The sequence below is a fragment of the Pseudarthrobacter sp. MEB009 genome, from assembly GCF_030208875.1.
Lineage (GTDB): Bacteria > Actinomycetota > Actinomycetes > Actinomycetales > Micrococcaceae > Arthrobacter.
Window position 1 is genome coordinate 567,446 of sequence record NZ_JARVTC010000013.1, and the last position, 21,015, is coordinate 588,460.

At 68.5% G+C, this 21,015-nt stretch carries 21 protein-coding genes; 17 read left to right on the forward strand and 4 right to left on the reverse strand.

The genetic code is table 11. The features are described from left to right. Positions 1–2 precede the first annotated feature (2 nt). The 3 genes from QRN07_RS13865 to QRN07_RS13875 form a co-directional block, all read right to left on the reverse strand. Positions 3–944, reverse strand: coding sequence for an ABC transporter permease (locus QRN07_RS13865; protein ID WP_285241314.1), 942 nt, complete (start codon positions 942–944; stop codon positions 3–5). A gap of 18 nt (positions 945–962) precedes the next feature. Continuing rightward, entirely contained in the window at positions 963–2,519 is a 1,557-nt protein-coding gene (locus QRN07_RS13870; RefSeq protein ID WP_285241315.1) for an ABC transporter substrate-binding protein, read from the reverse strand. Positions 2,520–2,696: 177 nt separating this feature from the next. After that, the gene (locus QRN07_RS13875; protein WP_285241316.1) at positions 2,697–4,016 is read right to left on the reverse strand and encodes an MFS transporter; all 1,320 of its coding nucleotides are present in this window, start codon (positions 4,014–4,016) and stop codon (positions 2,697–2,699) included. Positions 4,017–4,346: 330 nt separating this feature from the next. Here QRN07_RS13875 and QRN07_RS13880 point away from each other — a divergent pair, with 330 nt between their 5' ends. The 17 genes from QRN07_RS13880 (at position 4,347) to QRN07_RS13960 (ending at position 20,068) form a co-directional block, all read left to right on the forward strand. Further along, the gene (locus tag QRN07_RS13880) at positions 4,347–5,087 is read left to right on the forward strand and encodes an IclR family transcriptional regulator (RefSeq protein WP_285241367.1); all 741 of its coding nucleotides are present in this window, start codon (positions 4,347–4,349) and stop codon (positions 5,085–5,087) included. Between the two features lie 134 nt (positions 5,088–5,221). Continuing rightward, a complete protein-coding gene (locus QRN07_RS13885; protein WP_285241317.1) occupies positions 5,222–6,103 on the forward strand; it encodes a shikimate dehydrogenase in 882 nt (293 codons plus the stop codon). Next, positions 6,103–7,974, forward strand: a complete 1,872-nt coding sequence (locus QRN07_RS13890; RefSeq protein WP_285241318.1) for a bifunctional sugar phosphate isomerase/epimerase/4-hydroxyphenylpyruvate dioxygenase family protein — start codon at positions 6,103–6,105, stop codon at positions 7,972–7,974. Before QRN07_RS13885 ends, QRN07_RS13890 begins: the two co-directional genes overlap by 1 nt. Before the next feature lie 53 nt (positions 7,975–8,027). Next, positions 8,028–8,891, forward strand: a complete 864-nt coding sequence (gene pcaH, locus QRN07_RS13895; protein WP_056599254.1) for a protocatechuate 3,4-dioxygenase subunit beta — start codon at positions 8,028–8,030, stop codon at positions 8,889–8,891. Between the two features lie 5 nt (positions 8,892–8,896). Next, the gene (gene pcaG, locus QRN07_RS13900; RefSeq protein ID WP_056599251.1) at positions 8,897–9,463 is read left to right on the forward strand and encodes a protocatechuate 3,4-dioxygenase subunit alpha; all 567 of its coding nucleotides are present in this window, start codon (positions 8,897–8,899) and stop codon (positions 9,461–9,463) included. Continuing rightward, positions 9,460–10,911, forward strand: a complete 1,452-nt coding sequence (locus QRN07_RS13905; RefSeq protein WP_285241319.1) for a lyase family protein — start codon at positions 9,460–9,462, stop codon at positions 10,909–10,911. Before pcaG ends, QRN07_RS13905 begins: the two co-directional genes overlap by 4 nt. Next, positions 10,904–11,722 (forward strand): alpha/beta fold hydrolase, encoded by an 819-nt coding sequence (locus tag QRN07_RS13910; RefSeq protein ID WP_050687552.1) that lies wholly within the window; start codon positions 10,904–10,906, stop codon positions 11,720–11,722. The genes QRN07_RS13905 and QRN07_RS13910 overlap by 8 nt, the downstream gene beginning before the upstream one ends. Beyond that, positions 11,719–12,183, forward strand: coding sequence for a 4-carboxymuconolactone decarboxylase (gene pcaC, locus QRN07_RS13915; RefSeq protein WP_285241320.1), 465 nt, complete (start codon positions 11,719–11,721; stop codon positions 12,181–12,183). The genes QRN07_RS13910 and pcaC overlap by 4 nt, the downstream gene beginning before the upstream one ends. A gap of 104 nt (positions 12,184–12,287) precedes the next feature. Beyond that, a complete protein-coding gene (locus QRN07_RS13920) occupies positions 12,288–13,484 on the forward strand; it encodes a thiolase family protein (RefSeq protein ID WP_285241321.1) in 1,197 nt (398 codons plus the stop codon). 3 nt (positions 13,485–13,487) lie between these two features. Beyond that, positions 13,488–14,147, forward strand: a complete 660-nt coding sequence (locus tag QRN07_RS13925) for a 3-oxoacid CoA-transferase subunit A (protein ID WP_285241322.1) — start codon at positions 13,488–13,490, stop codon at positions 14,145–14,147. A gap of 2 nt (positions 14,148–14,149) precedes the next feature. Continuing rightward, positions 14,150–14,833, forward strand: coding sequence for a 3-oxoacid CoA-transferase subunit B (locus QRN07_RS13930; protein ID WP_056599237.1), 684 nt, complete (start codon positions 14,150–14,152; stop codon positions 14,831–14,833). Positions 14,834–14,874: 41 nt separating this feature from the next. After that, on the forward strand, positions 14,875–15,675 hold the full coding sequence (locus tag QRN07_RS13935; protein WP_285241323.1) for an IclR family transcriptional regulator domain-containing protein: 801 nt from the start codon (positions 14,875–14,877) through the stop codon (positions 15,673–15,675). A 48-nt stretch (positions 15,676–15,723) separates the two neighbouring features. Continuing rightward, complete coding sequence (locus QRN07_RS13940; protein ID WP_056599235.1) at positions 15,724–16,065, forward strand: MmcQ/YjbR family DNA-binding protein; 342 nt, start codon at positions 15,724–15,726, stop codon at positions 16,063–16,065. 168 nt (positions 16,066–16,233) lie between these two features. Next, positions 16,234–17,412, forward strand: coding sequence for a Re/Si-specific NAD(P)(+) transhydrogenase subunit alpha (locus QRN07_RS13945; protein WP_285241324.1), 1,179 nt, complete (start codon positions 16,234–16,236; stop codon positions 17,410–17,412). After that, positions 17,412–17,723 (forward strand): NAD(P) transhydrogenase subunit alpha part 2, encoded by a 312-nt coding sequence (locus QRN07_RS13950; protein ID WP_050683628.1) that lies wholly within the window; start codon positions 17,412–17,414, stop codon positions 17,721–17,723. Before QRN07_RS13945 ends, QRN07_RS13950 begins: the two co-directional genes overlap by 1 nt. Continuing rightward, positions 17,720–19,093 (forward strand): NAD(P)(+) transhydrogenase (Re/Si-specific) subunit beta, encoded by a 1,374-nt coding sequence (locus tag QRN07_RS13955; RefSeq protein WP_285241325.1) that lies wholly within the window; start codon positions 17,720–17,722, stop codon positions 19,091–19,093. The genes QRN07_RS13950 and QRN07_RS13955 overlap by 4 nt, the downstream gene beginning before the upstream one ends. A 60-nt stretch (positions 19,094–19,153) precedes the next feature. Next, the gene (locus tag QRN07_RS13960) at positions 19,154–20,068 is read left to right on the forward strand and encodes a diacylglycerol/lipid kinase family protein (protein WP_285241326.1); all 915 of its coding nucleotides are present in this window, start codon (positions 19,154–19,156) and stop codon (positions 20,066–20,068) included. A gap of 67 nt (positions 20,069–20,135) precedes the next feature. On the opposite strand, the gene QRN07_RS13965 is transcribed toward QRN07_RS13960, so the two are convergent. Beyond that, positions 20,136–20,981, reverse strand: coding sequence for an ACT domain-containing protein (locus QRN07_RS13965; RefSeq protein ID WP_285241327.1), 846 nt, complete (start codon positions 20,979–20,981; stop codon positions 20,136–20,138). Between the last annotated feature and the right edge of the window lie 34 nt (positions 20,982–21,015).

A 21,015-nucleotide genomic window follows, 5' to 3' on the forward strand; every position in this document is an offset into this window, starting at 1 on the left:
GTTTACGCAAGGGAACCTCCCACCGTGGGGCTGATAAGGCGATGGACGAAGTCGGCCAGTGTCGTCACGCCGACGGCCAGTGCCACCACAACCACCACGCCGCCCTGCGCGAGCGGAATGTCGCTGTTGATGACGGCGTCGAAAAGCAGCCTGCCCATACCCGGCACGGCGAAGATCACCTCCACAATCACGGAACCGCCCAGCAGCCCGGCAAACCAGACGGCGAACAGCGTGGAGAGCGGAACCATCCCGTTCGGGATGACGTGCCGGATGATCGACTGGGCGTGGCTGAGGCCGCGCGCCCGGGCTGCCGGCACATGGTCTGCGGCCGCGGCGTCGATGATGCCGGCGCGGACCGCAGAGGTGAAGAAACTGATGGGTCGCAGGGCAAGAGTGAAGACGGGAAGGACTGCCGATGACAGGTCGTTCCAGCCGGCCGTGGGCAGCACTGACAGCTTGAGGGCGAAGACCAGGACCAGGACAGGCGCCACCCAGTACTCCGGCATGGCGATCAGCGCCTGGGTGACCCCCGTGATGGCTTTGTCCGGCATGCTCCCCGGGCGAAGACCGGAAATGATGCCGAGCGGCAGGGCGACGGCTGCCGCAAGCCCCAGCGACATGGCCACCAGGCTGAGGGTGACGGCCAACGCGGGCAGGACCTGCTCCACCACTGGTGTGCGGCTGACGTAGGACAGGCCCATGTCGCCACTGAAGAAGTTGCCAAGCCAGCGGAAGTACTGGGTGGCCAGGGATTCGTTTAGCCCCAGGTTCTGGGCCAGGGCCTGGACGGACGAGTCGTCGATGGCGTCCCCGGCGACCCTGGACCGGATGATTTTCCGTACCGGGTCGCCCGGGGTGACGTAGGGGATGAGGAACACCGCAAAGGAGGACACGGCAACGGCGGCCAGCAAGGTGGCCGTTCGTTTGGTGATGAACTGCAGCATTCGGTCGGTTCCGGAGGACTAGGAGGCGGACTTGGCCGTCTTCGCCGTCAGAACATAGCGGGACAGCGGGTCCTGGACGTAGGAGAGGACGTTGGTGCGGACGGCGTCGGTGGCCTGTTCGTTGACCAACCAGGCGTTCACCGCCTTGTCCTGGAGGATCCGGCCGGCTTCCGCGTACAGCTTGTACCGTTCGGTGGTGTCCACGGTTGTGGCAGCGTCCGCGATGATCCTGTCGTACTCGGCGTCGCAGAAGCGGCTCAGGTTGTAGGTGCCCTTGCAGGTGTAGTCGGCGGTCAGGAAGCCGATGGGATCGGCGATGTCGATCAGCCGGTTCCGCTGGCTGAGCAGCATGTCGTAGTTGCCGGCCAGTACGTCCGGTTCGGCCGAGGCGTATTCCTTGGCCTGGATGGAGAGCGGGATGCCGATGTTCTTCAGGTTCTCCTGGATGACCGCGGCGACGTCGGCGAATTCTGCGCGCTCCACAATGGCGATGATCTCCAGCGGCCGGTCTGCCGTGTAGCCGGCGCCGGCCAGCAGCTTCCTGGCTGACTCGATGTCCTGTTTCTGCTGCTCCCGGCCTTCGCCTGCCCAGGGTTCGGAGGGGGCGAACGGCCCGGTGGCTGGCAATGCTGCGCCTTCGTAGACGCTGGCGGCCAAGGCGTCCAGGTCCAGGGAATCCCGGATTGCCTTGCGGACGTCCACGTTGTCCAGCGGGGCGCGCCCGTTGTTCATGTAGAGGGTGGCGGTCCGTGGCGAATCGGCGCCGAGCACGGTGACGCCCGCAGCGCCCTTCAGGGTGGCGAGGCTGGCGACCGGGATGGACAGGGAGATGTCGGCTTCGCCGGTCTGCACTTGGGCCGCCCGGGTAGCGCCATTGGTGATGAACCGGATTTCGGCGCCGGCGAGCTGGACGTCCCCGCCCCAGTAGTTCTCGTTGCGGTCCAGGGTCAGCGACTGCTTGGCCTTCTCGGAGACTGGGGTGAACGGTCCGGTGCAGTGGCCGAACGGGTCCACCTCGGTTTCCTTGTAGGCGGCCGGAGCCAGGATGCCGGTGTTGACGCTGGCCAGGCGGTACGGGACCAGCGGGTTTTCGGCTGGCGTGCTGACGCGGACTGTGCCGGCGTCAACAACGCTGACGCTGCTGATCATGGTCCGGTTGAAGGCGCGGGCGGGGACCTTGGCGTCCAGGACGTGGTTCAGTGCCGCCACAATCGACTCGGCGCTGAGCTCCGTGCCGTCCTGGAAGGAGACGCCCTCCCGGATGGTGAAGTCCCAGTCCAGCGGGGAGGTCTGCTTCCACTCGGTGGCCAGTGACGGCACCACTTTGCCTTCCGCCTGGTCGTACCTGGCCAGGGTCTCAAGGCAGCCGGACAGGGACAGGATGTAGGCGGCGTCTGATTCCAGGGCCCAGTTGGCCACCGGGGCGCGGAAGTTGTCCACAACGATCCGCTGGTCCGGGTCTGCTGTTGCCGTGCCTTGGTCCGGCCCCGGTTGCGAGCCGCTGAAGCCGCAGCCGGCCAGGGCCAGGGTGGCCAGTGCGGCCACGAGGACGCGGGGACGGGGGAAGGAGCGCACGGGGAACCGCCTTGCTGTGACGCCGGCGGGGCCCGGCAAAAAGTGGAGACTTCTTAGGTTAGCCTCACCTGTTGTCTTTTAGGGAATCCATGTCCTGGCCCGCTAACCGGCGCTGCCCGCGGATCCGCCCCATGCAAGGGTGGCTCCACGGGCAGCCGCGGCGGTTCGGTGGGACGGCTATTTCAGGCCGAGCTGCCGGGTGGGGGTCCGGAAGGACTCCTTTGCGGTGAGGGCCGAAATCGCTGCGATACCGCAGATCACGGCGGTGAAGATGCTGATCTGGACCCAGCCGCCGGGCTTGATGCCGCCCATGGCCGCCACTATCGCCGGAGCGAAGCCAGCCATCAGGAAGCCCAGCTGCGTGCCGATGGCCAGGCCGGAGAACCGGACCTTGGTGCTGAACATTTCGGCGTAGAAGGAGGGCCAGACGGCGTTGGAGGCGGCGTATCCGAAGGAGAAGAAGCCGATGGCGGCGAGGAACATCAGCGGGACGCTTCCGGATTCGAGGCTGAGCAGGAACACCGGGGTGAGGATGGCGCTGGCCACTGCACCGTAGATAAAGATGGGCTTGCGGCCGATCCGGTCCGCCAGCAGGCCGAACAGGGGCTGCGTTCCCAGGGCCACGAAGTTGGCGCCCACCACCAGCCAAAGCGTGGTGGTGCCGTCAACGCCGGCAACGGTCTTGGCGTAGCTGATGGCCAGGGTGCCGAACACGGTGGAGACGGCTGCGATGAACGCGCAGCACACCACGCGGAGCACATCGCGCCAGTGGCCCCTGAGCAGGTCGGCCACCGGGAGCTTCGAGATCTGGGCCGTCTTCTGCGCCTCGGCGAAGGCCGGCGGTTCGTGCAGGGTGCGGCGGATGAAGAAGGCCACCAGCACCACAATGGCGCTGAGCCAGAACGGGATCCGCCAGCCGATGCCGAATTTGATCTCATCCGGGAGTGCAAGGACGGGGATAAAGACGAGTGCCGCCAGGATCTGGCCGCCCTGGGTGCCGGTGAGGGTCCAGGACGTGAAGAAGGACCTGCGGTTGTCCGGGGCGTGTTCCAGGGTCATGGACGAGGCTCCGGCCTGCTCGCCGGCGGCCGACAGGCCCTGGCAGAGGCGGGCCAGCACCAGCAGTGCCGGCGCCCACCAGCCCACGGTATTGAAGTCCGGCAGGCAGCCGATCACAAACGTCGAGGCCCCCATCAGGACCAGGGTGAACATCAGGACCTTCTGCCGTCCCACCCGGTCCCCGAAGTGGCCCAGGATGACGGCGCCCACGGGCCGGGCCACGTAGGCAAAGCCGAAGGTGGCAAACGACATAATGGCGGCGTTGGCGTCCGCGCTCGGGAAAAAGACGGTGGGGAAGATCAGGGCGGCGGCCGAGCCGAAGATGAAGAAGTCATAATATTCGACGGCGCTGCCCAGGAAGCTGGCGAGGGCCGCCTTCTTGGGCGTCCCCTGCGCGGTGGCAGTGTCCTCTCCGGCGGACGGGCGTGTCTGGCTCATGGCGTTCCTTTGTGTGACGACAGTGTCGGGGAAAAGTGAAAAGCATTTTGCCGCTGCCTTGGTGCGGGCGCGTCGAGGTGCTGGCCGGAATCCGAAAATCCCGGAGGTGGTAGCCGCATGGTGGGAGCTACTGGTGCGATACAGCAATGATGGCTGTGAGCTGCGTTACCTGTCAAGAAAAATAATCACACTCTGGAAATAGCTCTCACATTGTGGCAACATCGACCTATGAGTGTGAACCAAACCACAACTGCCCAGCCGCTGGCCGGCGATGACACTGATGGCCAGCCCCCCGGGGCCGCCGGCGCCCGGGTTCCGGGCGGCACGGACATGGTGGGCAAGGCCCTGGGGCTCCTGGTCCTGCTGGGCGATGAGCCCCGCGGGGCCAGTGCTGCGGACATCTCGCGCCGGGCCGGACTTCCCTTCAGCACCACCTACCGGCTCCTGGGGTCACTGACCCGCGATGGCTTTGTGGATTATGAGCCGGATGGCCGCCGCTACCACTTGGGCCTGCGGGTCTTCCAGCTGGGGCAGCGGGTATCCAACCACCACGGCTTTGCCGGGACCGCCCTGCCCATCCTGCGCCGGGTGACGGGCCGGACGGCTGAAGCCACCATCCTCAGCGTCCGCGACGGCATTCACCACCTCACTGTCAACAAAGTGGATGGCCCGCAGACGTTCCGGGTCACCAGTGACCCCGGCCACCTGGGCTCCCTGTCCGCGACCGCCGTCGGCAAGGTGCTGGTGGCATTTGCCGAGGATGCTGAACGGGAGCACCTGCTGGCAGAGCTTCCCCTGGAGCGGCTGACGGACCGGACCATCGTGGACCGGGACGCGTTCCGGGCGGAGATCGAGGCGGTCCGGCGCCGGGGCTACGCCGTGATGGACGAGGAAAACGAGGCCGGCATGCGGGCACTGGCCGTGCCAGTGCTGAACGCCCAGGGATACGCCTTCGCATCCCTTGCCACCGCAGCTCCCGTTTTCAGGCTCACCGTCGAAGGGCTCGAGGCGCACCTGCCGGTGCTGCTGGAAGCCGCGGCGGAGCTCGCGGACCGGCTTCCGCAACGCTGACCCCCGGCCTAGAAGTTCGCATCTCGAACAGTAGTGCGACCAATGAACAAATGCTGTACTGTCATCCCTACACCCCCTGTCCCGGCCGCTGAGCGGCCCGCGCACCGGGTGTCGTTACCAAAGGAGCTGCACGGATGAGTTCTCGAACCGAGTCCTACCTGGTGGGACTGGTCGGCGATGGCGTTACGCCATCCCTCACCCCGCCCATGCACGAACACGAGGCCGATCTGCTGGGCCTCCGCTACCTCTACCGGCCCATCGACCTCCTGGAACTCGGCCTGGCCGGCGAAGCAGTGGGCAGCCTGCTCCGGAGCGCCCGCAGCCTCGGCTTCAACGGCCTGAACATCACCCACCCCTGCAAGCAGCTGGTCCTGGCGCACCTGGACGAGATCTCACCCGATGCCCGTCGCCTGGGCGCTGTCAACACCGTAGTCATCCGTGACGGCCGGTTCGTGGGACACAACACCGACTGGTCCGGCTTCGCCGCCGCCCTGGCCGCGGGCCTCCCCGGCGCTGCCCTGGAACACGTGGTCCAGCTGGGCGCCGGCGGTGCCGGTTCCGCCGTCGCATACGCCCTGCTCAGCGCCGGCGTCCGCACCCTGGACCTCGTGGACGTCGACCCGGAACGCGCGGCCCAGCGCGCCGCGGAACTGGCCGGCTTTTTCCCGGACAGCACCATCACGGGCCGGATGACGGCGGAGCTGCCGCAGCTGATGCCTGCCGCCGACGGGCTGGTGCACTGCACGCCCGTGGGCATGGCGGCCCACCCCGGCGCACCGCTGGACCTGGAATTGGTGGAATCCCGGCACTGGGTGGCGGATATCGTCTACCGGCCCATCGACACCGAGCTGGTCCGGGACGCCCGCGCCAAGGGCTGCACCGTGCTGGACGGCGGCCGGATGGCTGTGGGCCAGGCGGCTGACGCCTTCCGCATCTTCACGGGCCTGGAACCGGACGCGGACCGGATGCGCAGCCATTTCCTGCAGCTCGTCGCCGCCGAGGAGGTGGCTGCCTGATGCGCACCGGAATTGCCACTGTGTGCCTCTCCGGCACCCTGAAGGAAAAGATGCAGGCCTGCGCCATCGCGGGCTTCGACGGCATCGAAATCTTCGAGCAGGACCTGGTCACCTCGCCGCTGCCGCCGGAGGACATCCGGAAAATGGCCGCAGACCTGGGCCTGACCCTTGACCTGTATCAGCCGTTCCGCGACTTCGACAGTGTCCCCGGGGACCTGCTGGCCGCCAACCTGCGCCGGGCGGGCGCTAAATTCAGGCTGATGTCCCGGCTTGGCATGGACACCATCCTGGTCTGCTCCAACGTGGCCACGGCGAGCATCGACAGCGACGACCTGCGGGTGGAGCAGCTGGGCCAACTGGCCGCGCTCGCCGGCGACCACGGCGTCAAAGTGGCGTATGAGGCGCTGGCCTGGGGAAAGTTCGTCAGCGACTACGAACACGCGCACCGGCTGGTCACGGCAGTGGACCACCCCAACCTGGGCACCTGCCTGGACTCCTTCCATATCCTGTCCCGCAACTGGGACACGGCCCCGATCGAGGCGCTGGACCCTGCCAAAATCTTCTTTGTCCAGGTGGCCGACGCCCCGAAGCTGGCCATGGACGTGCTGTCCTGGAGCCGGCACTACCGGGTCTTCCCGGGCGAAGGCCAGTTCGAACTGGCCAAGTTCATGGGCCACGTGGTCCGTGCCGGGTACACCGGCCCGGTATCGCTGGAGATCTTCAACGACGTCTTCCGCCAGTCGGATGTGGAACGCACCGCCGTTGACGGCATGCGCTCGCTCATCTGGCTCGAGGAGCAGGGCGCCAAGTGGCTCGATGCCAATGCCGGCACCCCGGCTGTGCCCCGGCGTCGTTATCCCATGGAACTGGCAACCCTTCCGCAGGTGGCCGAACCCGCCGGCTGGAACTTTGCCGAGGTCCGCGCCGCTGACACCACAGGACTGGAGACGGTCCTGGGCCAGTTGGGCTTCGGCTTCGACGGCCGGCACCGGACCAAGGACGTGCAGCTCTGGAGCATGGGTGCTGCGCGGGTTGTCATCAACGAGGCAGCCCCGGACCTGGCCGCAGGCAGTGCACCGGCCATTGCTGCCCTGGGGTTCGACGTCGATTCCCCCGTCATTGCCGCCGCCCGCGCCCAGCAGCTTAAGGCCCCCGCGGTCCCCCGCAAGAGCCAGGCCAACGAGGAGGTCTTCCAGGGCTTCGCCGCGCCGGATTCCACCGAGGTGTTCCTTTGCCAGGGCAGTGCGGACCGCACAGCGGCCTGGACCAGCGAATTCGGCGAAGGCCTGGACGTTCCGGCCGGCGGCAGCATGGCCGTGATCGACCACATCAACCTCGCCCAGCCCTGGCAGCACTTCGATGAAGCTGTCCTCTTCTATACCAGCGCCCTGGCCCTGCAGCCGCAGCCCTTCGCCGAGGTGCCCAGCCCCACCGGACTGGTCCGCTCGCAGGTCATGCTCAGCGCCGACCGGTCAGTGCGCCTGGTCCTGAACCTGGCCCCCCTCATCCAGCAGGAAGGCGGCGGGGCCCGGACCACGTACCAGGAACACATCGCCTTCGCGGTGGACGACCTGGTGGGCACCGCCCGTGCCGCCCGCGGCAGGGGGCTGGAATTCCTGCAGATCCCGGCCAACTATTACGAGGACCTCGACGCCCGGTTCGGCCTGGACCCGGACTTCCTGGCCACCCTCCAGGACCTGAACCTGCTCTACGACCGGGACGCCGACGGCGAATTCCTGCACTTCTACACGGCCACCGTTGGCAGCGTCTTCTTCGAAATGGTGGAACGGCGCGGCGGCTACGACGGTTACGGGGCGCCCAACGCCCCGGTCCGGCATGCCGTCCAGTACGACCACCTGCACCGCAGCTGACCGTCCCCACCCATCCCGTACCACCCCATCCGCAACCCAGAAAGGAGCCAGCCGTGCCGCACACCACCACCGAAACGGACGAACTTGTCCCGGCTGCCGAACCCAAGGCAGGACACACCATGGCGGACCGCGCCGTGGAGACCCAGCAGGATCTCAGCGCCGAGATCAACGGCCTGGCCGGCGCCTACGCGCAGGCGCTCAAGGACGGGGCCCCCGCAGAGACGCAGCCCCGGCTGGATTACCCGCCGTACCGCAGCAGCATCCTGCGCCACCCCACTAAGAGCCTGCACCACGCGGACCCGGAAACCATCGAGCTGTACTCCCCGGCCTTCGGCCACCAGGACGTGCACGCGCTGGAAGCCGACCTGACCATCCAGCACAACGGCGAGCCCCAGGGCGAGCGGATCATTGTTGCCGGCAAGGTCCTGGACGGCGACGGCCGGCCCGTGGCCGGCCAGCTGGTGGAAATCTGGCAGGCCAACGCCTCCGGCCGCTACATCCACAAGCGCGACCAGCACCCGGCCCCGCTGGACCCCAACTTCACGGGCATCGGCCGCTGCATCACCGGCCCGGACGGCTCCTACCGCTTCACCACCATCAAACCCGGCGCCTACCCGTGGAAAAACCACCTGAACGCCTGGCGGCCGGCGCACATCCACTTCTCCATGTTCGGCACGGAGTTCACCCAGCGCATCATCACCCAGATGTACTTCCCCGGCGACCAGCTCTTCCCACTGGACCCCATCTACCAGACCATCGTGGACCAGGACGCCCGGGACCGGCTGGTGGCCAGCTACGACCACAGCCTCACCGAGCCCGAATGGGCGCTGGGTTACAACTGGGACATCGTGCTGACCGGACCCAAGCGGACCTGGACCGAAAACGAGGCGCTGGGCGCAGAAGGCGACGAGGAATAACACTCATGAGCAACCACACCACCCCGCTGGTCCCCACCCCGGGCCAGACCGTGGGCCCGTTCTACGGCTACGCCCTGCCCTTCGAGAAGGACAACGAACTCCTCGCCCCCGGCTCCGCCGGTTCCATCCGGCTCCAGGGCACCGTGTACGACGGCGCCGGCGAGACCGTACCTGACGCCATCCTGGAAATCTGGCAGCCGGATGCCGAAGGCCGGATCGTGCAGAAGACCGGTTCGCTGGTGCGTGACGGCTACACCTTCACCGGCTGGGGCCGCGGCTCCGTGGGCTACTCGGGCGTCTTCACCTTCACCACCGTGAACCCGGGCCCCACCGAACCCGGTGCCGCGCCCTTCATCTCCGTGGCCATCTTCGCCCGCGGCCTGACCAACCGGCTGTTCACCAGGATCTACCTTCCGGAGGACACCGCCGCGCTGGCCAACGATCCGCTGCTGGCCTCGCTTGACCCGGAACGCCGCGACACCCTGATCGCCCGCCGCGACCCGGACGGCGGTCTCACCTGGGACATCCACTTCCAGGGCGCCAACGAGACAGTCTTCCTGGACTTCCAGTGAGCCTGGATGCCGACGCAGGCCTGCTCAGCCCCGTCTCCGCCGCGCCGTCCGTGGCGGCGCTGACGGGGGACCGGGCGGTGCTCGCTGCGATCCTCGACGTCGAAGCCGGCTGGGCTGCGGTCCTGGAAGAGGCGGGACTGGCACCCGCCGGTTCATCCGCCGTTGTGGCTGCCGCAGCGGAACCCGGACGCTACGACGTGGCGGACATCGCGGTGCGCGCCCAGGGCGGCGCCAACCCCGTCATCCCCCTGCTGGCGGACCTCCGCCGCCAGGTCACAGCGCTGGACACCCATGGCGTCGGCGCTGCGGCAGCCGTGCACGCCTCGCTCACCAGCCAGGACGTGTTGGATACCGCCCTGATGCTGGTGGCGCGCAACGCCGTCGGCGCCGTGCTGGCTGACCTGGGCCGGGCCACAGCGGCCCTCGCGGACCTGTCGGCAGCGCATTCGACCACCCTCTGCGTGGGCCGGAGCCTGACGCAGCACTCCCTGCCCTATACCTTCGGGCTGCGGGCCGCACAGTGGTTCCACGGTCTCGCCGCCGCGGGACGGCAGCTCGCGGGCCTTGGCTTCCCCGTCCAGTTCGGCGGTGCCGCGGGTACCCTCGCGGCCGGTTCCGCGTTGACCGCCAACTCCGCTGCCACCCCCTTCAACCTGGCGGACAGTCTCGCCGCGCACCTGGGCCTGGCCCCGGCTGCCGCGCCCTGGCCCACCAACCGCCTGCCGGTCACCTCCCTGGGCAACGCCCTGGCCGCGGTGCTTGATGCCGCAGGCAAGACCGCCGCGGACGTCCTGTTCCTCAGCCGGCCCGAGGTGGCGGAGGTGGCCGAACCCCGCGCCGCCGGCCGCGGCGTTTCCTCGGCCATGCCGCAGAAGCAGAATCCCGTCCTGTCCGTGCTGGTGCGCAGCGCCGCCCTTCAGGCCCCGCAGCCGGCGGCCCAGCTCCATCTCGCCGCTGCCAATTTCAACGACGAACGCCCCGACGGCGCGTGGCACGCGGAATGGCCTGCGCTCCGGCAGCTGCTGGCGCTGGCCCTCGGCGCCGTTGGCCAGCTGCAGGAACTCGCCGGAGGACTCCAGGTCTTCCCTGCCGCCATGCGCCGCAACCTCGACCTCGCCGGGCCCCTGCTCCTGGCCGAAGGTGTGGCTGCTGCCGTGGCGCCGCTGCTGGCGGACCGGGACGGCCTGGGCGGCAAACAGCAGCTCCAGGCGGTGGTGGACAGGACCCTCCAGGTTCCCGCGGCGGACCAGGCTGCCGCCTACCGCCGGTACCTGCGCGAAACCGTCCCCGAGGACGTCCTCCCGGACTCCCGGCTGGCCGAGCTCCTGGATCCGGCCGGCTACCTGGGCGAGTCCGCCGGGATCGCCCACCGTATCCTGGCGGCCTACCCGGATTTCGCCGGCACAGACCGTCCCCACCCCGACGCGATTGGAGCCCCCCGTGGCTGAACCAACCCTGAAAGCCGTGCTGCTCTCTCCGCAGCGCCCCCTCGGTGAGCACCCGCTGCTGGTGGTGGGCTCCTCCCTGGGAACGTCCTCTGTCCTGTGGACGGACGCCGCCGCCCTGCTGGGACCCACCGTGGATGTGGTGGCCTGGGACCTCCCTGGGCACGGGGTCTCGCCCGCCGCCGCCGAACCATTTAGCGTGGCGGAGCTGGCGGACGCCGTGGTGGGCCTGGTCGATTCCATCGCCCCCGGCCAGGATTTCCACTACGCCGGCGTCTCGCTGGGCGGAGCAACGGGCCTGCAGCTCGGCATCAAGCACGCCAGCCGGCTCAAAAGCCTTTCCGTCCAGTGCAGCGGCGCCAAACTCGGCACGCCGGAAGGCTGGCTGGAACGCGCCGCCACGGTCCGCAGCCAGGGCACACCCGTGATGATCCAAGGCTCCGCGGAGCGGTGGTTCGCCCCGGGCTTTATGGACCGCCAGCCTGAGCTCAGCAGCAGGCTCCTGCACGCCCTGCGCGACGCCGACCGCTTCAGTTACGCCTTCTGCTGCGAAGCCCTCGCCGCGTTTGACGTCCGCGCCGACCTGGGCAGCATCACGGTTCCCACGCAGGCGGTTGCGGGTGCCGAGGATACTGTTGCGCCGCCGTCGTTCGCTGAAGACGTGGCGGCCGGCATCACGGCCGGCGGTGGAACGGCCAGTGCGCTGACGCTGGGCGGCGTGGGCCATCTGGCACCCGCCGAGGCGCCGGGGCACGTCGCCGAGCTGCTGCGGAACCTCATCACCTGGTCCGAATCCCGCGGCGGCGCCCAGTGAGCGGCGCAGCGGGCCCGGAGCACTCCGGCGTGGTGCAGCCGGACGCCACCAGCCAGGAAATTTACGACGGCGGCATGGCCGTGCGGCGCGAGGTGCTGGGCGCGGCCCATGTGGACCGCGCCAACGCCGCCAAGGACGGTTTCACCGAAGATTTCCAGGACATGATCACGCGGATCGCGTGGGGTGGGATCTGGACCCGGCCGGGGCTGTCCCGGCAGATGCGCTCCGCCGTCACCATCACGGCGATGGTGGCACACGGGCATTGGGAGGAGCTGGCCATGCACATCCGCGCGGCCCTCACCAACGGCCTGAGCAGGGACGAGATCAAGGAAATCCTGCTTCAAACCGCCATTTACTGCGGCGTCCCCGCCGCAAACACCGCCTTCAAGACGGCGCAGCAGGTGTTCCGCGACATGGACAAAACGGCCACGGACCCCTCTGCGCCCACCCCACCCAACTAACCCCCTTCCCAACTAACTCGCAGTTGTTGTCGTTTTGAGCCCTCATAACGACAACAACTGCGAGCCAGTTGGGAAACCACCCGCAGAATCTTTCGAGGAGCATCGTGAAGCAGGCATTTGTGTACGACGCCGTACGCACCCCTTTCGGCAAGTTCGGCTCAGGTTTGGCGTCTGTGCGTCCTGATGACCTGGCTGCGCACGTGATCCGGGAGTCCGTGCAGCGGGCCCCCGGACTTGATCCGGAGCGGATCGATGAGGTGGTGTTTGGCAACGCCAACGGCGCCGGTGAGGAGAACCGCAACATTGCCCGGATGGGCTCCCTGCTGGCGGGGTTGCCGGTCTCGATTCCGGGGACTTCGGTCAACCGGTTGTGCGGGTCCTCGCTGGACGCGGCGATCATCGCCTCGCGCCAGATCAATGCCGGGGACGCGGAGTTGATGCTGGTGGGCGGTGCCGAGTCGATGTCCCGCGCGCCGTGGGTGCTGCCCAAGACGGAAAAGCCGTACCCGGCCGGGGACATGACGCTGGCCTCCACCACCCTTGGCTGGCGCCTGGTGAACAAGGCCATGCCGAAGGAGTGGACCATCTCGCTGGGCGAGGCCACCGAACGGCTCCGCGAGAAGTACGGCGTGACCCGGGAACAGCAGGACGAATTCGCCGCGGACTCGCACAACCTGGCGGCCACCGCCTGGGACGAGGGGTTCTACGACAACCTCGTCACCCCGGTGCCGGGCACGGACCTGGTCCGGGATGAAGGCATCCGGGCCGGTTCTTCGGCGGCGAAGCTTGCGGGCCTGAAGACGGTGTTCCGGTCTGAGAACGGGACGGTGACGGCGGGGAACGCCTCCCCGTTGTCCGACGGTGCGTCCGCGGCCTGGATCGGCTCCGACGCTGCCGCCGGGCTGCTGGGGTTGGAGCCGCTGGCCCGGATCGCGGGCCGTGGCGCGCACGGGAACGATCCCCAGTTCTTCGGTTACGCCCCGGTGGAGGCGGCGAACAAGGCCCTCGCGAAGGCGGGCATCGGCTGGGACCAGGTGGGCGCCGTCGAACTTAACGAAGCCTTTGCCGCGCAGTCCCTGGCCTGCATCAACGCCTGGGACATCGACCCGTCGATTGTGAACCGGCACGGCGGCGCGATCGCGATGGGCCACCCGCTGGGTGCCTCCGGCACCCGGATCCTGGGCACCCTGGCCCGGTCGCTGCAGGCCTCGGGCGAACGGTGGGGCGTGGCGGCGATCTGCATCGGTGTGGGCCAGGGCCTGGCCGTTGTCCTGGAAAACGTTACCGCTGGAAAGGCGTAAGCAATGCTGAACTTCGTAAACACCGTCCAGGATGCCGTGGCCGGCATCAAGGACGGGTCCACCGTGATGATCGGCGGGTTCGGCAACGCCGGGCAGCCGTTCGAACTCATCGACGCCCTGATGGACTGCGGCGCCACGGACCTGACGGTGGTGAACAACAACGCGGGCCAGGGCGATCAGGGCCTGGCCCTGCTGATCCGGGAAAGCCGGGTGCGGAAAATGATCTGCTCCTTCCCGCGGCAGTCCGACTCCTGGCACTTCGATGCCAAGTACAAGGCCGGCGAAATCGAGCTGGAACTGGTCCCGCAAGGCAATCTGGCCGAACGGATCCGGGCTGCCGGTGCCGGGATCGGCGGGTTCTTCACTCCCACCGGGTACGGCACCATGCTGGCCGAGGGCAAGGAAACCCGGATCATCGACGGCCGCGGGCAGGTCTTCGAAACCCCGCTGCACGCGGACGTGGCCCTGATCAAGGCCCTCACCGCGGACGGCCGGGGGAACCTGGTCTACCGCAAAACCGCCCGGAACTTCGGGCCCATCATGGCCGCCGCGGCCAGACACACCATCGTCCAGGTCTCCGATATTGTTCCCACCGGCGGGCTGGACCCGGAAAACATCGTCACCCCCGGCATCTACGTCAACAGCATCGTGAAGGTGGCCTGAACATGAGCAGCGAAACCAACCAGCCGGCGGCCCTGCAGTCAGCTCCGGAACCGCTGGGCCGGGACGACCTCGCCCGGCTGGTGGCCCGGGACATCGCGCCGGGTTCCTTTGTGAACCTCGGCATTGGCCAGCCCACGCTGGTCTCGAACTACCTCACGGCTGAGCAGAACATCACCCTCCACACGGAGAACGGGATGCTGGGCATGGGCCCGGCAGCGGAAGGGGACGCGATCGACGGCGACCTCATCAACGCCGGAAAAATCCCCGTCACCGAACTCCCGGGGGCGTCCTACTTCCATCACGCCGATTCGTTCGCGATCATGCGCGGCGGGCACCTGGACATCTGCGTCCTCGGGGCGTTCCAGGTCTCGGCCACCGGCGACCTCGCCAACTGGCACACCGGGGCGCCCGGCGCCATCCCCGCCGTGGGCGGCGCGATGGACCTCGCCACCGGCGCCAAGGACGTCTTTGTGATGATGACCCTGCTGACCCGCGAAGGTGCCTCAAAAATCGTGGAAGCCTGCACCTACCCGCTCACAGGTGTGGGCTGCGTGACCCGGGTGTACACCGACAAAGCCGTGTTCCTCACCGGACCCAACGGCGTCACCGTCCGCGAAACCTTCGGCTGCACCCTCGCCGAACTCCAGGAACTCGTCCCCGTACCCCTCACCGCCGCCGTGCCTTGAACCGGAAAACCACGCCGGCGGCACGCATAGGATTGGACACCATGACCGACGCAGCAGCACCTCCTCCGCAGGCCGGCGACCAATACGTGCAGTCGCTGGCGCGGGGGCTGGCGGTGATCCGGGCGTTCGGCCCCGACCACCCGCTGATGACCCTCACCGAGGTGGCGGCGCGGACCGACCTGACCCGTGCCACCGCGCGCCGGTTCCTGCACACCCTGGTGGAACTGGGGTACATCCGGACCGACGGCAAAACCTTTGCGCTCACGGCCAAGGTCCTGCAGCTGGGCTTCGCGTACCTGTCCGGCCTGTCCCTGCCGCAGCTGGCCCAGCCGCACCTGGAGGAACTGTCCCTGAAGCTGGGGGAGTCCACCTCGGCGGCCGTGCTGGACGGGACGGACATCGCCTACGTGGCCCGGGTGTCCACGCGGCGCATCATGACCATCGGCATCACGGTGGGGACCCGATTCCCGGCCTACGCCACGTCCATGGGCCGGGTGCTGCTGGCCCACCTGCCGGCGGACCAGCTCAAGGCATACTTCGCTGCAGCCGACATCAGCCCGTTGACCCCCCGCGCCCTGGGAACGGTCCCGGAGCTGCTGGCTGTCCTGGCGGACGTCCGGGACAAGGGCTGGTGCGTTCTGGACCAGGAACTGGAGCTCGGGCTGATGTCCGTGGCCGCGCCGGTCCTTGACGGGCCCAAAGTGGTGGCAGCCGTCAACGTCTCGCTGCAGGCCCAGTCTGTCGCTGCCAGGCCGGATCCGGACGCCTACCTGGCCATGGTGGCGGAGGAAATCACCGCCACCGCGCGGCGGGTTTCAGCGGACCTCACCGCCCGAGGGTAGCCCGGGGGGCCCTTGCGCGGCGGACGCTCCCGCAGGCAGACTCGGTCAATGGTGACCGAAGACCACGTCAGGAAGGCCGCACTGGCCTTGCCCGGCATTACCGAACGGCTGAGCTGGGGCCAGCCCGCTTGGTTCGCGAAGACCCTGATGGCACGGCTCTGGGAACCCGGAGTATTAACCGTCAAGACGGCGGAGCGGGAAGCGCTGGCGGGCACCGACCCGGACACGTTCTTCTGGACGCCGCACCACGACCGGTCCCCGCAGCTGGTCCTGGTGCGGCTGGAACGGCTGGACGGCACCCTGCTGGCAGAGCTGCTGCAGGACTCCTTCCGGCTGGCCGGCGGCCGGCTGCAGCCGGAAGCAGGCGAAAAGCAGCCCCGCCGGAAGTAGCCCCGCAAAAGTAACCGCAGGCCACAGGGGCGGCACGCCTCCCGCAGCGGCTTTCTTGGCCCTAGACTCAAGCCAACTACGTGCAGCAGTGACGCCGCCGCGGATCCCGGCCTTCCAGGCGGGTCCTGGCCAGACCCGCCGCAGCACCACTGAGCGAGGGAGGCTGCGGTGCAACTGGGCATACCGCGCGAACGCCGGGACGGCGAACGCCGCGTCGCCGGAACGCCGGACACCGCCAGGCAGCTGACCGGACTGGGGTTCGAAGTCCTGGTGGAAGCCGGCGCCGGGGAGGCCGCGGGGCACCCGGACCGGGACTACGAACAGGCCGGCGCCAGGATTGTGCCGGACCTCGACCTGGCGGACCTGGACCTCCTGGCCCACGTCAGGCCCCTGGAGCCCGGCACCGCCCGGCTCCTGAAGCCGGGGGCCATCACCGTGGGCTTTGCCTCGCCGTCTTCGGAACTGGCCACCGTCCGGGCGCTCGCGGACGCTGGCGTGACCAGCTTCGCACTGGAACTGGTGCCCCGCATCTCCCGGGCCCAGTCCATGGACGCGCTGAGCTCCCAGGCGTTGGTGGCCGGCTACCGCTGCGTCCTGGAAGCCGCGATCCGGCTGCCCCGGTTTTTTCCCCTGTATATGACAGCCGCTGGAACGGTCCCGCCCGCTCGGGTCCTGGTGCTGGGCGCAGGAGTGGCCGGGCTGCAGGCCATCGGCACCGCTAAACGCCTGGGCGCCCGCGTTTTCGCCAACGACATCCGGCCTGCCTCAGCGGACGAGGTGGCATCGCTGGGTGGCACGTTCATCAGGCTGGACCTCGAAACGGCGGAAGCCGCCGGCGGGTACGCCCGCCAGCTCAGTTCCGACGCCGGCACCCGGCAGCGGCAGCTGCTGGCACCCCACGTGGCGGATGCGGATGTCCTGATCACGACGGCGGCCGTCCCCGGCAGGCGCGCACCGCTGCTGGTGACCCTGGACATGGTCCAGGGCATGCGGCCGGGTTCCGTGGTGGTGGACCTGGCTGCCGAATCCGGCGGAAACGTCGAAGGGGTGGTGGCGGGGCAGGACACCGCAGTCGCCACCGCTGACGGGTCCGGCCACGTGCAGCTGGTGGGCCTCAAGGACCCGGCGTCGGCCATGGCGGCAGACTCTTCCCGCCTCTATGCCAAAAACGTCGCCAACCTGGTGGCCCTGCTGGTCCGGGACGGTGCCTTGGCCCCTGATTTCGGCGACGAGGTGGTGGCGGGGGCGTGCCTGACCTCGGGCGGCGCCGTGCGGCACCAGCCCACGGCGGACCTGCTGGGTACGGCCCGGCAGGAAACCGGCAACGGACAGGAAGGGGAGCGGTGATGGACGGAATGAGCCTGCTGACTGTTACGGTCCTTGCCGTGTTTGTCGGCTTTGAGGTGGTCTCCAAGGTCTCCAGCACCCTGCACACGCCCCTGATGTCCGGCGCCAACGCCATCCACGGGATCATCCTGGTTGGCGCCATCATCGTGGCAGGCCAGGCCGCCGAGCCCTGGCTCCTGGCACTGGCCCTGCTGGCCGTGGTCCTGGCCACCGCCAACCTGGTGGGCGGTTTTGTGGTCACCGACCGGATGCTGCACATGTTCGGCCGGAAAGGTCCTGCCCGGGCCGGCCGGAAGGGGGAGCAGCCGTGATCCTCCTGTCTCCGGCGTGGACCTCCCTGCTGTACCTCGCCGCCTCGGTGTGCTTCATCCTTGCCCTCCGCGGCCTGAGTTCGCCCAGGTCGGCCCGTCGCGGCAACCTGATCGGTGCGCTGGGTGCCGTGATCGCCGTCGTGACCGTTTTCCTGTCCGTCCGGCTGGCCAACATCCCCTGGATCCTGGCCGCCATCGCGGTGGGTTCCCTCGTGGCGGCGCCCGTGGCCCGGCGGGTGAAGATGACCCAGATGCCGCAGCTGGTGGCGCTGTTCAACGGGGTGGGCGGCGGTGCTGCCGCGCTGGTGGCCTTCCTGGAGCTGGACCACGCCCCGGACCCCTGGCTGCGGCTGGCCATCGTGTTTACGCTCCTGGTGGGAGCGGTGTCCTTCGCCGGGTCCGCCGTCACGTTCGCCAAGCTGCAGGAACTGATCACCACCCGGCCCATCCTGTTCCCGGGCCTGCCCGTGCTGATGGCGGCGGTGCTGGTGGCCGCCGTGGCTGCTGCCGCCGTCGTGATGGCCACCGGATCAACGGCCTTGGCGGTAGCGCTGCTGGTCCTCGGGCTGGCTGCGGGCACCCTGCTGGTGCTGCCCGTGGGCGGCGCGGACGTGCCCATTGTCATCTCCCTGCTGAACGCGTTCACCGGCCTCGCCGTCGCCGCGTCCGGTGTGGTGCTCGGCAATGTGCTCCTGGTGGTGGCTGGCACGCTGGTGGGCGCGTCGGGCACCATCCTGACCCGTGCCATGGCCGCGGCGATGGGCCGCAGCGTGGCGGGCATCCTGTTCGGCGCCTTCCGGGGAGGCTCGACGGCGGGATCCACCGTTGTGAGCGAACGTCCGGTCAGGTCCTCCAGCCCAGAGGACGTGGCGGTGCTGCTGGGGTACGCACAGCACGTGATCATCGTGCCGGGGTACGGCCTCGCCGTGGCGCAGGGCCAGCACACCGCCGCGGAACTGGCGCAGGCGCTGGAGGCCAGGGGCATCACCGTGGAATTCGCGATCCACCCCGTGGCCGGCCGGATGCCCGGGCATATGAACGTCCTGCTGGCCGAGGCCAATGTCCCCTATGAATCGCTCAAGGAGATGGGCGAAATCAACGGAGAGTTCAAAACCGCCGACGTCGCCCTGGTGGTGGGTGCCAACGATGTGGTGAACCCGGCAGCCAGGACCTCCCCTGGGTCGCCGATCTACGGCATGCCCATCCTGGAGGTGGCGGCGGCCCGGCAGGTGGTGTTCCTCAAGCGCTCCATGCGGCCGGGCTTCGCAGGGATCGAAAACGAGCTGCTCTACGAGCCGCAAACCTCGCTGCTGTTCGGCGACGCCAAGGAATCCCTGGCCAAGGTGCTGGGGGCGGTAAAGGCGCTGTAGCCGGCCGGCCGCGCTACTGTTCTTTCAGCAGCACCCTTCCCTTCGCTCCCAGAGGACACCATGACTGAATCCAGCACCACCTCCCCCAGGCGCGCCGCCATCATCGTCAACCCCTCAAAGCCGGTGGACTTCGACGTGAAAGGCCTGGTAGCCAGGCACTCCGTGGAAAACGGCTGGGGTGAGCCCATCTGGCTGGAGACCACCAAGGAGGATCCCGGCGTGGGCCAGGCCAAGGAAGCGCTCGCCAAGGGCGCGGACATTGTCATCGCCGCCGGCGGCGACGGGACCGTGCGGTGCGTCGCCGAGGTCCTGGCCGGCGGGGAGACCCCCATGGGTCTGCTGCCGCTGGGCACGGGAAACCTGCTGGCCCGGAACCTGGGCATGGACGTGACCGATTTCGACGGCGCCATGGCAGGTGCGCTGGCCGGCACCGAACGGAAAATCGACGTGGTCCGGGCCCGGCGGGACAACAAGGAACAGGTCTTCCTGGTCATGGCCGGAGTGGGCTACGACGCCACGATCATGGCGGACACCAATTCCGACCTCAAGGACAAGGTGGGCTGGCTGGCCTATGTGGACGCCGGCATCCGCAACCTCCCCGGCAAGCCGGTCAAGGCCAGCGTGGTTATCGACGGCAAGACCGTGTCCCAGCGCGGGGTCCGCAGCGTCATGGTGGGCAACTGCGGCAAGGTCCAGGGCAACCTGGAGATCTTCCCGGACGCCAAGGTGGACGACGGGCTGCTGGACATTGCGGTCCTGGCGCCCCACCACGGCAAGCTCGGCTGGCTCTCCGTCCTGGCCGGCATCATCGGCAAGGGAAAAACCAAGGACACCGCAGTGGAGTACTTCCAGGGCAAATCGGTGGAAATTTTGCTGGAAAGCGACGAGGACTACCAGCTGGACGGCGACCACGAGGGCGAGGGCAAGCACGTCCTGATGACAGTGGACCCGGGTGCCCTGACCATTCGGATGTAGGCTCACGCGCCCCAACCAGGTAGCAGAAGATGTCGTTTTGGGGCGTCATAACGACACTTGCTGCTACCTAGTTGGGCGTGGGAACGCAGGCGGTGTTCCGGTGCGCCACCGTCTCGGCAAGTTCAGCCAGGCGGTGCGCCCGGGCCGATTCGGCGGGCGTGAAGGGTTCGCCGGGCCGGGCGAACGTAATGGGGCCGTGCCAGGCGGTGGGAATCTTCAGATGCGTCCCGGCGTCGGGTGTTCCCTGGTGCGCTTCCGCAGGGGTGAGGATCCGCGCCCGGAGCAGCTCCGCCACCGCCAGTGGCAGCTCTTCCGGGGCGCCGGCGATCCGGGCCGCGAGGCTCAGCGCGCGGGTCTGCCCGTCCGCCATCGCCAGGGACGTGGTGGGCCAGGCCTGGGAACTGATTCCGCCGGCCTCCTGCAGCGCCGCCACCAGCTGGCGCTCGCCGATGTCCCCGGGGGCAGACAGGACAAACTCGTCCAGGACCCCGGACGGCACCGGATGGACGTGGATGCTGAGGATGTTCGCATCCAGTCCTGCCAATGCCGCGGTGACCCGCTGCAGGGCCCCAGGCTCATCCCGGAGCATGGTCCGCGCCCGCCACAGGGCTGGTGCCGCGGCCAGCCGCCGCCGGTGCCGAAGTGCGGGTGCGTGCAGCCAGCTGCGCAGGACCCGGGATGCGGAGGGTTCCGCCACCCAGATCACCAGGACTGTGGCGGTGACGGTCAGGACCAGCACCTTGGCCAGGTACGGCAGGTGGGTGCCCACCACCAGGGCATGGACCAGCAGTTCAATGGGAAGCATCATGGCCACGTTGGCGAGGGTGAGGCGGGCCTTGGGCGGCTCGGGCATCAGGCCGCAGACTTCGCAGCTGAGCGCAGCTGCAGGGGAAAGACGAGCGTGGATGTCCATGGTCCAAGGATTGCCGGGGGCTGTTTCGGCGGTG

Bases quoted from the DNA above. Each gene is read 5' to 3' on its own strand.
- QRN07_RS13865 (WP_285241314.1), bottom strand. From the start codon at position 944: ATGCTGCAGTTCATCACCAAACGAACGGCCACCTTGCTGGCCGCCGTT.
- QRN07_RS13875 (WP_285241316.1), bottom strand. From the start codon at position 4,016: ATGAGCCAGACACGCCCGTCCGCCGGAGAGGACACTGCCACCGCGCAG.
- QRN07_RS13880 (WP_285241367.1), top strand. From the start codon at position 4,347: ATGGTGGGCAAGGCCCTGGGGCTCCTGGTCCTGCTGGGCGATGAGCCC.
- QRN07_RS13885 (WP_285241317.1), top strand. From the start codon at position 5,222: ATGAGTTCTCGAACCGAGTCCTACCTGGTGGGACTGGTCGGCGATGGC.
- QRN07_RS13890 (WP_285241318.1), top strand. From the start codon at position 6,103: ATGCGCACCGGAATTGCCACTGTGTGCCTCTCCGGCACCCTGAAGGAA.
- pcaG (WP_056599251.1), top strand. From the start codon at position 8,897: ATGAGCAACCACACCACCCCGCTGGTCCCCACCCCGGGCCAGACCGTG.
- QRN07_RS13925 (WP_285241322.1), top strand. From the start codon at position 13,488: ATGCTGAACTTCGTAAACACCGTCCAGGATGCCGTGGCCGGCATCAAG.
- QRN07_RS13930 (WP_056599237.1), top strand. From the start codon at position 14,150: ATGAGCAGCGAAACCAACCAGCCGGCGGCCCTGCAGTCAGCTCCGGAA.
- QRN07_RS13935 (WP_285241323.1), top strand. From the start codon at position 14,875: ATGACCGACGCAGCAGCACCTCCTCCGCAGGCCGGCGACCAATACGTG.
- QRN07_RS13940 (WP_056599235.1), top strand. From the start codon at position 15,724: ATGGTGACCGAAGACCACGTCAGGAAGGCCGCACTGGCCTTGCCCGGC.
- QRN07_RS13950 (WP_050683628.1), top strand. From the start codon at position 17,412: ATGGACGGAATGAGCCTGCTGACTGTTACGGTCCTTGCCGTGTTTGTC.
- QRN07_RS13960 (WP_285241326.1), top strand. From the start codon at position 19,154: ATGACTGAATCCAGCACCACCTCCCCCAGGCGCGCCGCCATCATCGTC.
- QRN07_RS13965 (WP_285241327.1), bottom strand. From the start codon at position 20,981: ATGGACATCCACGCTCGTCTTTCCCCTGCAGCTGCGCTCAGCTGCGAA.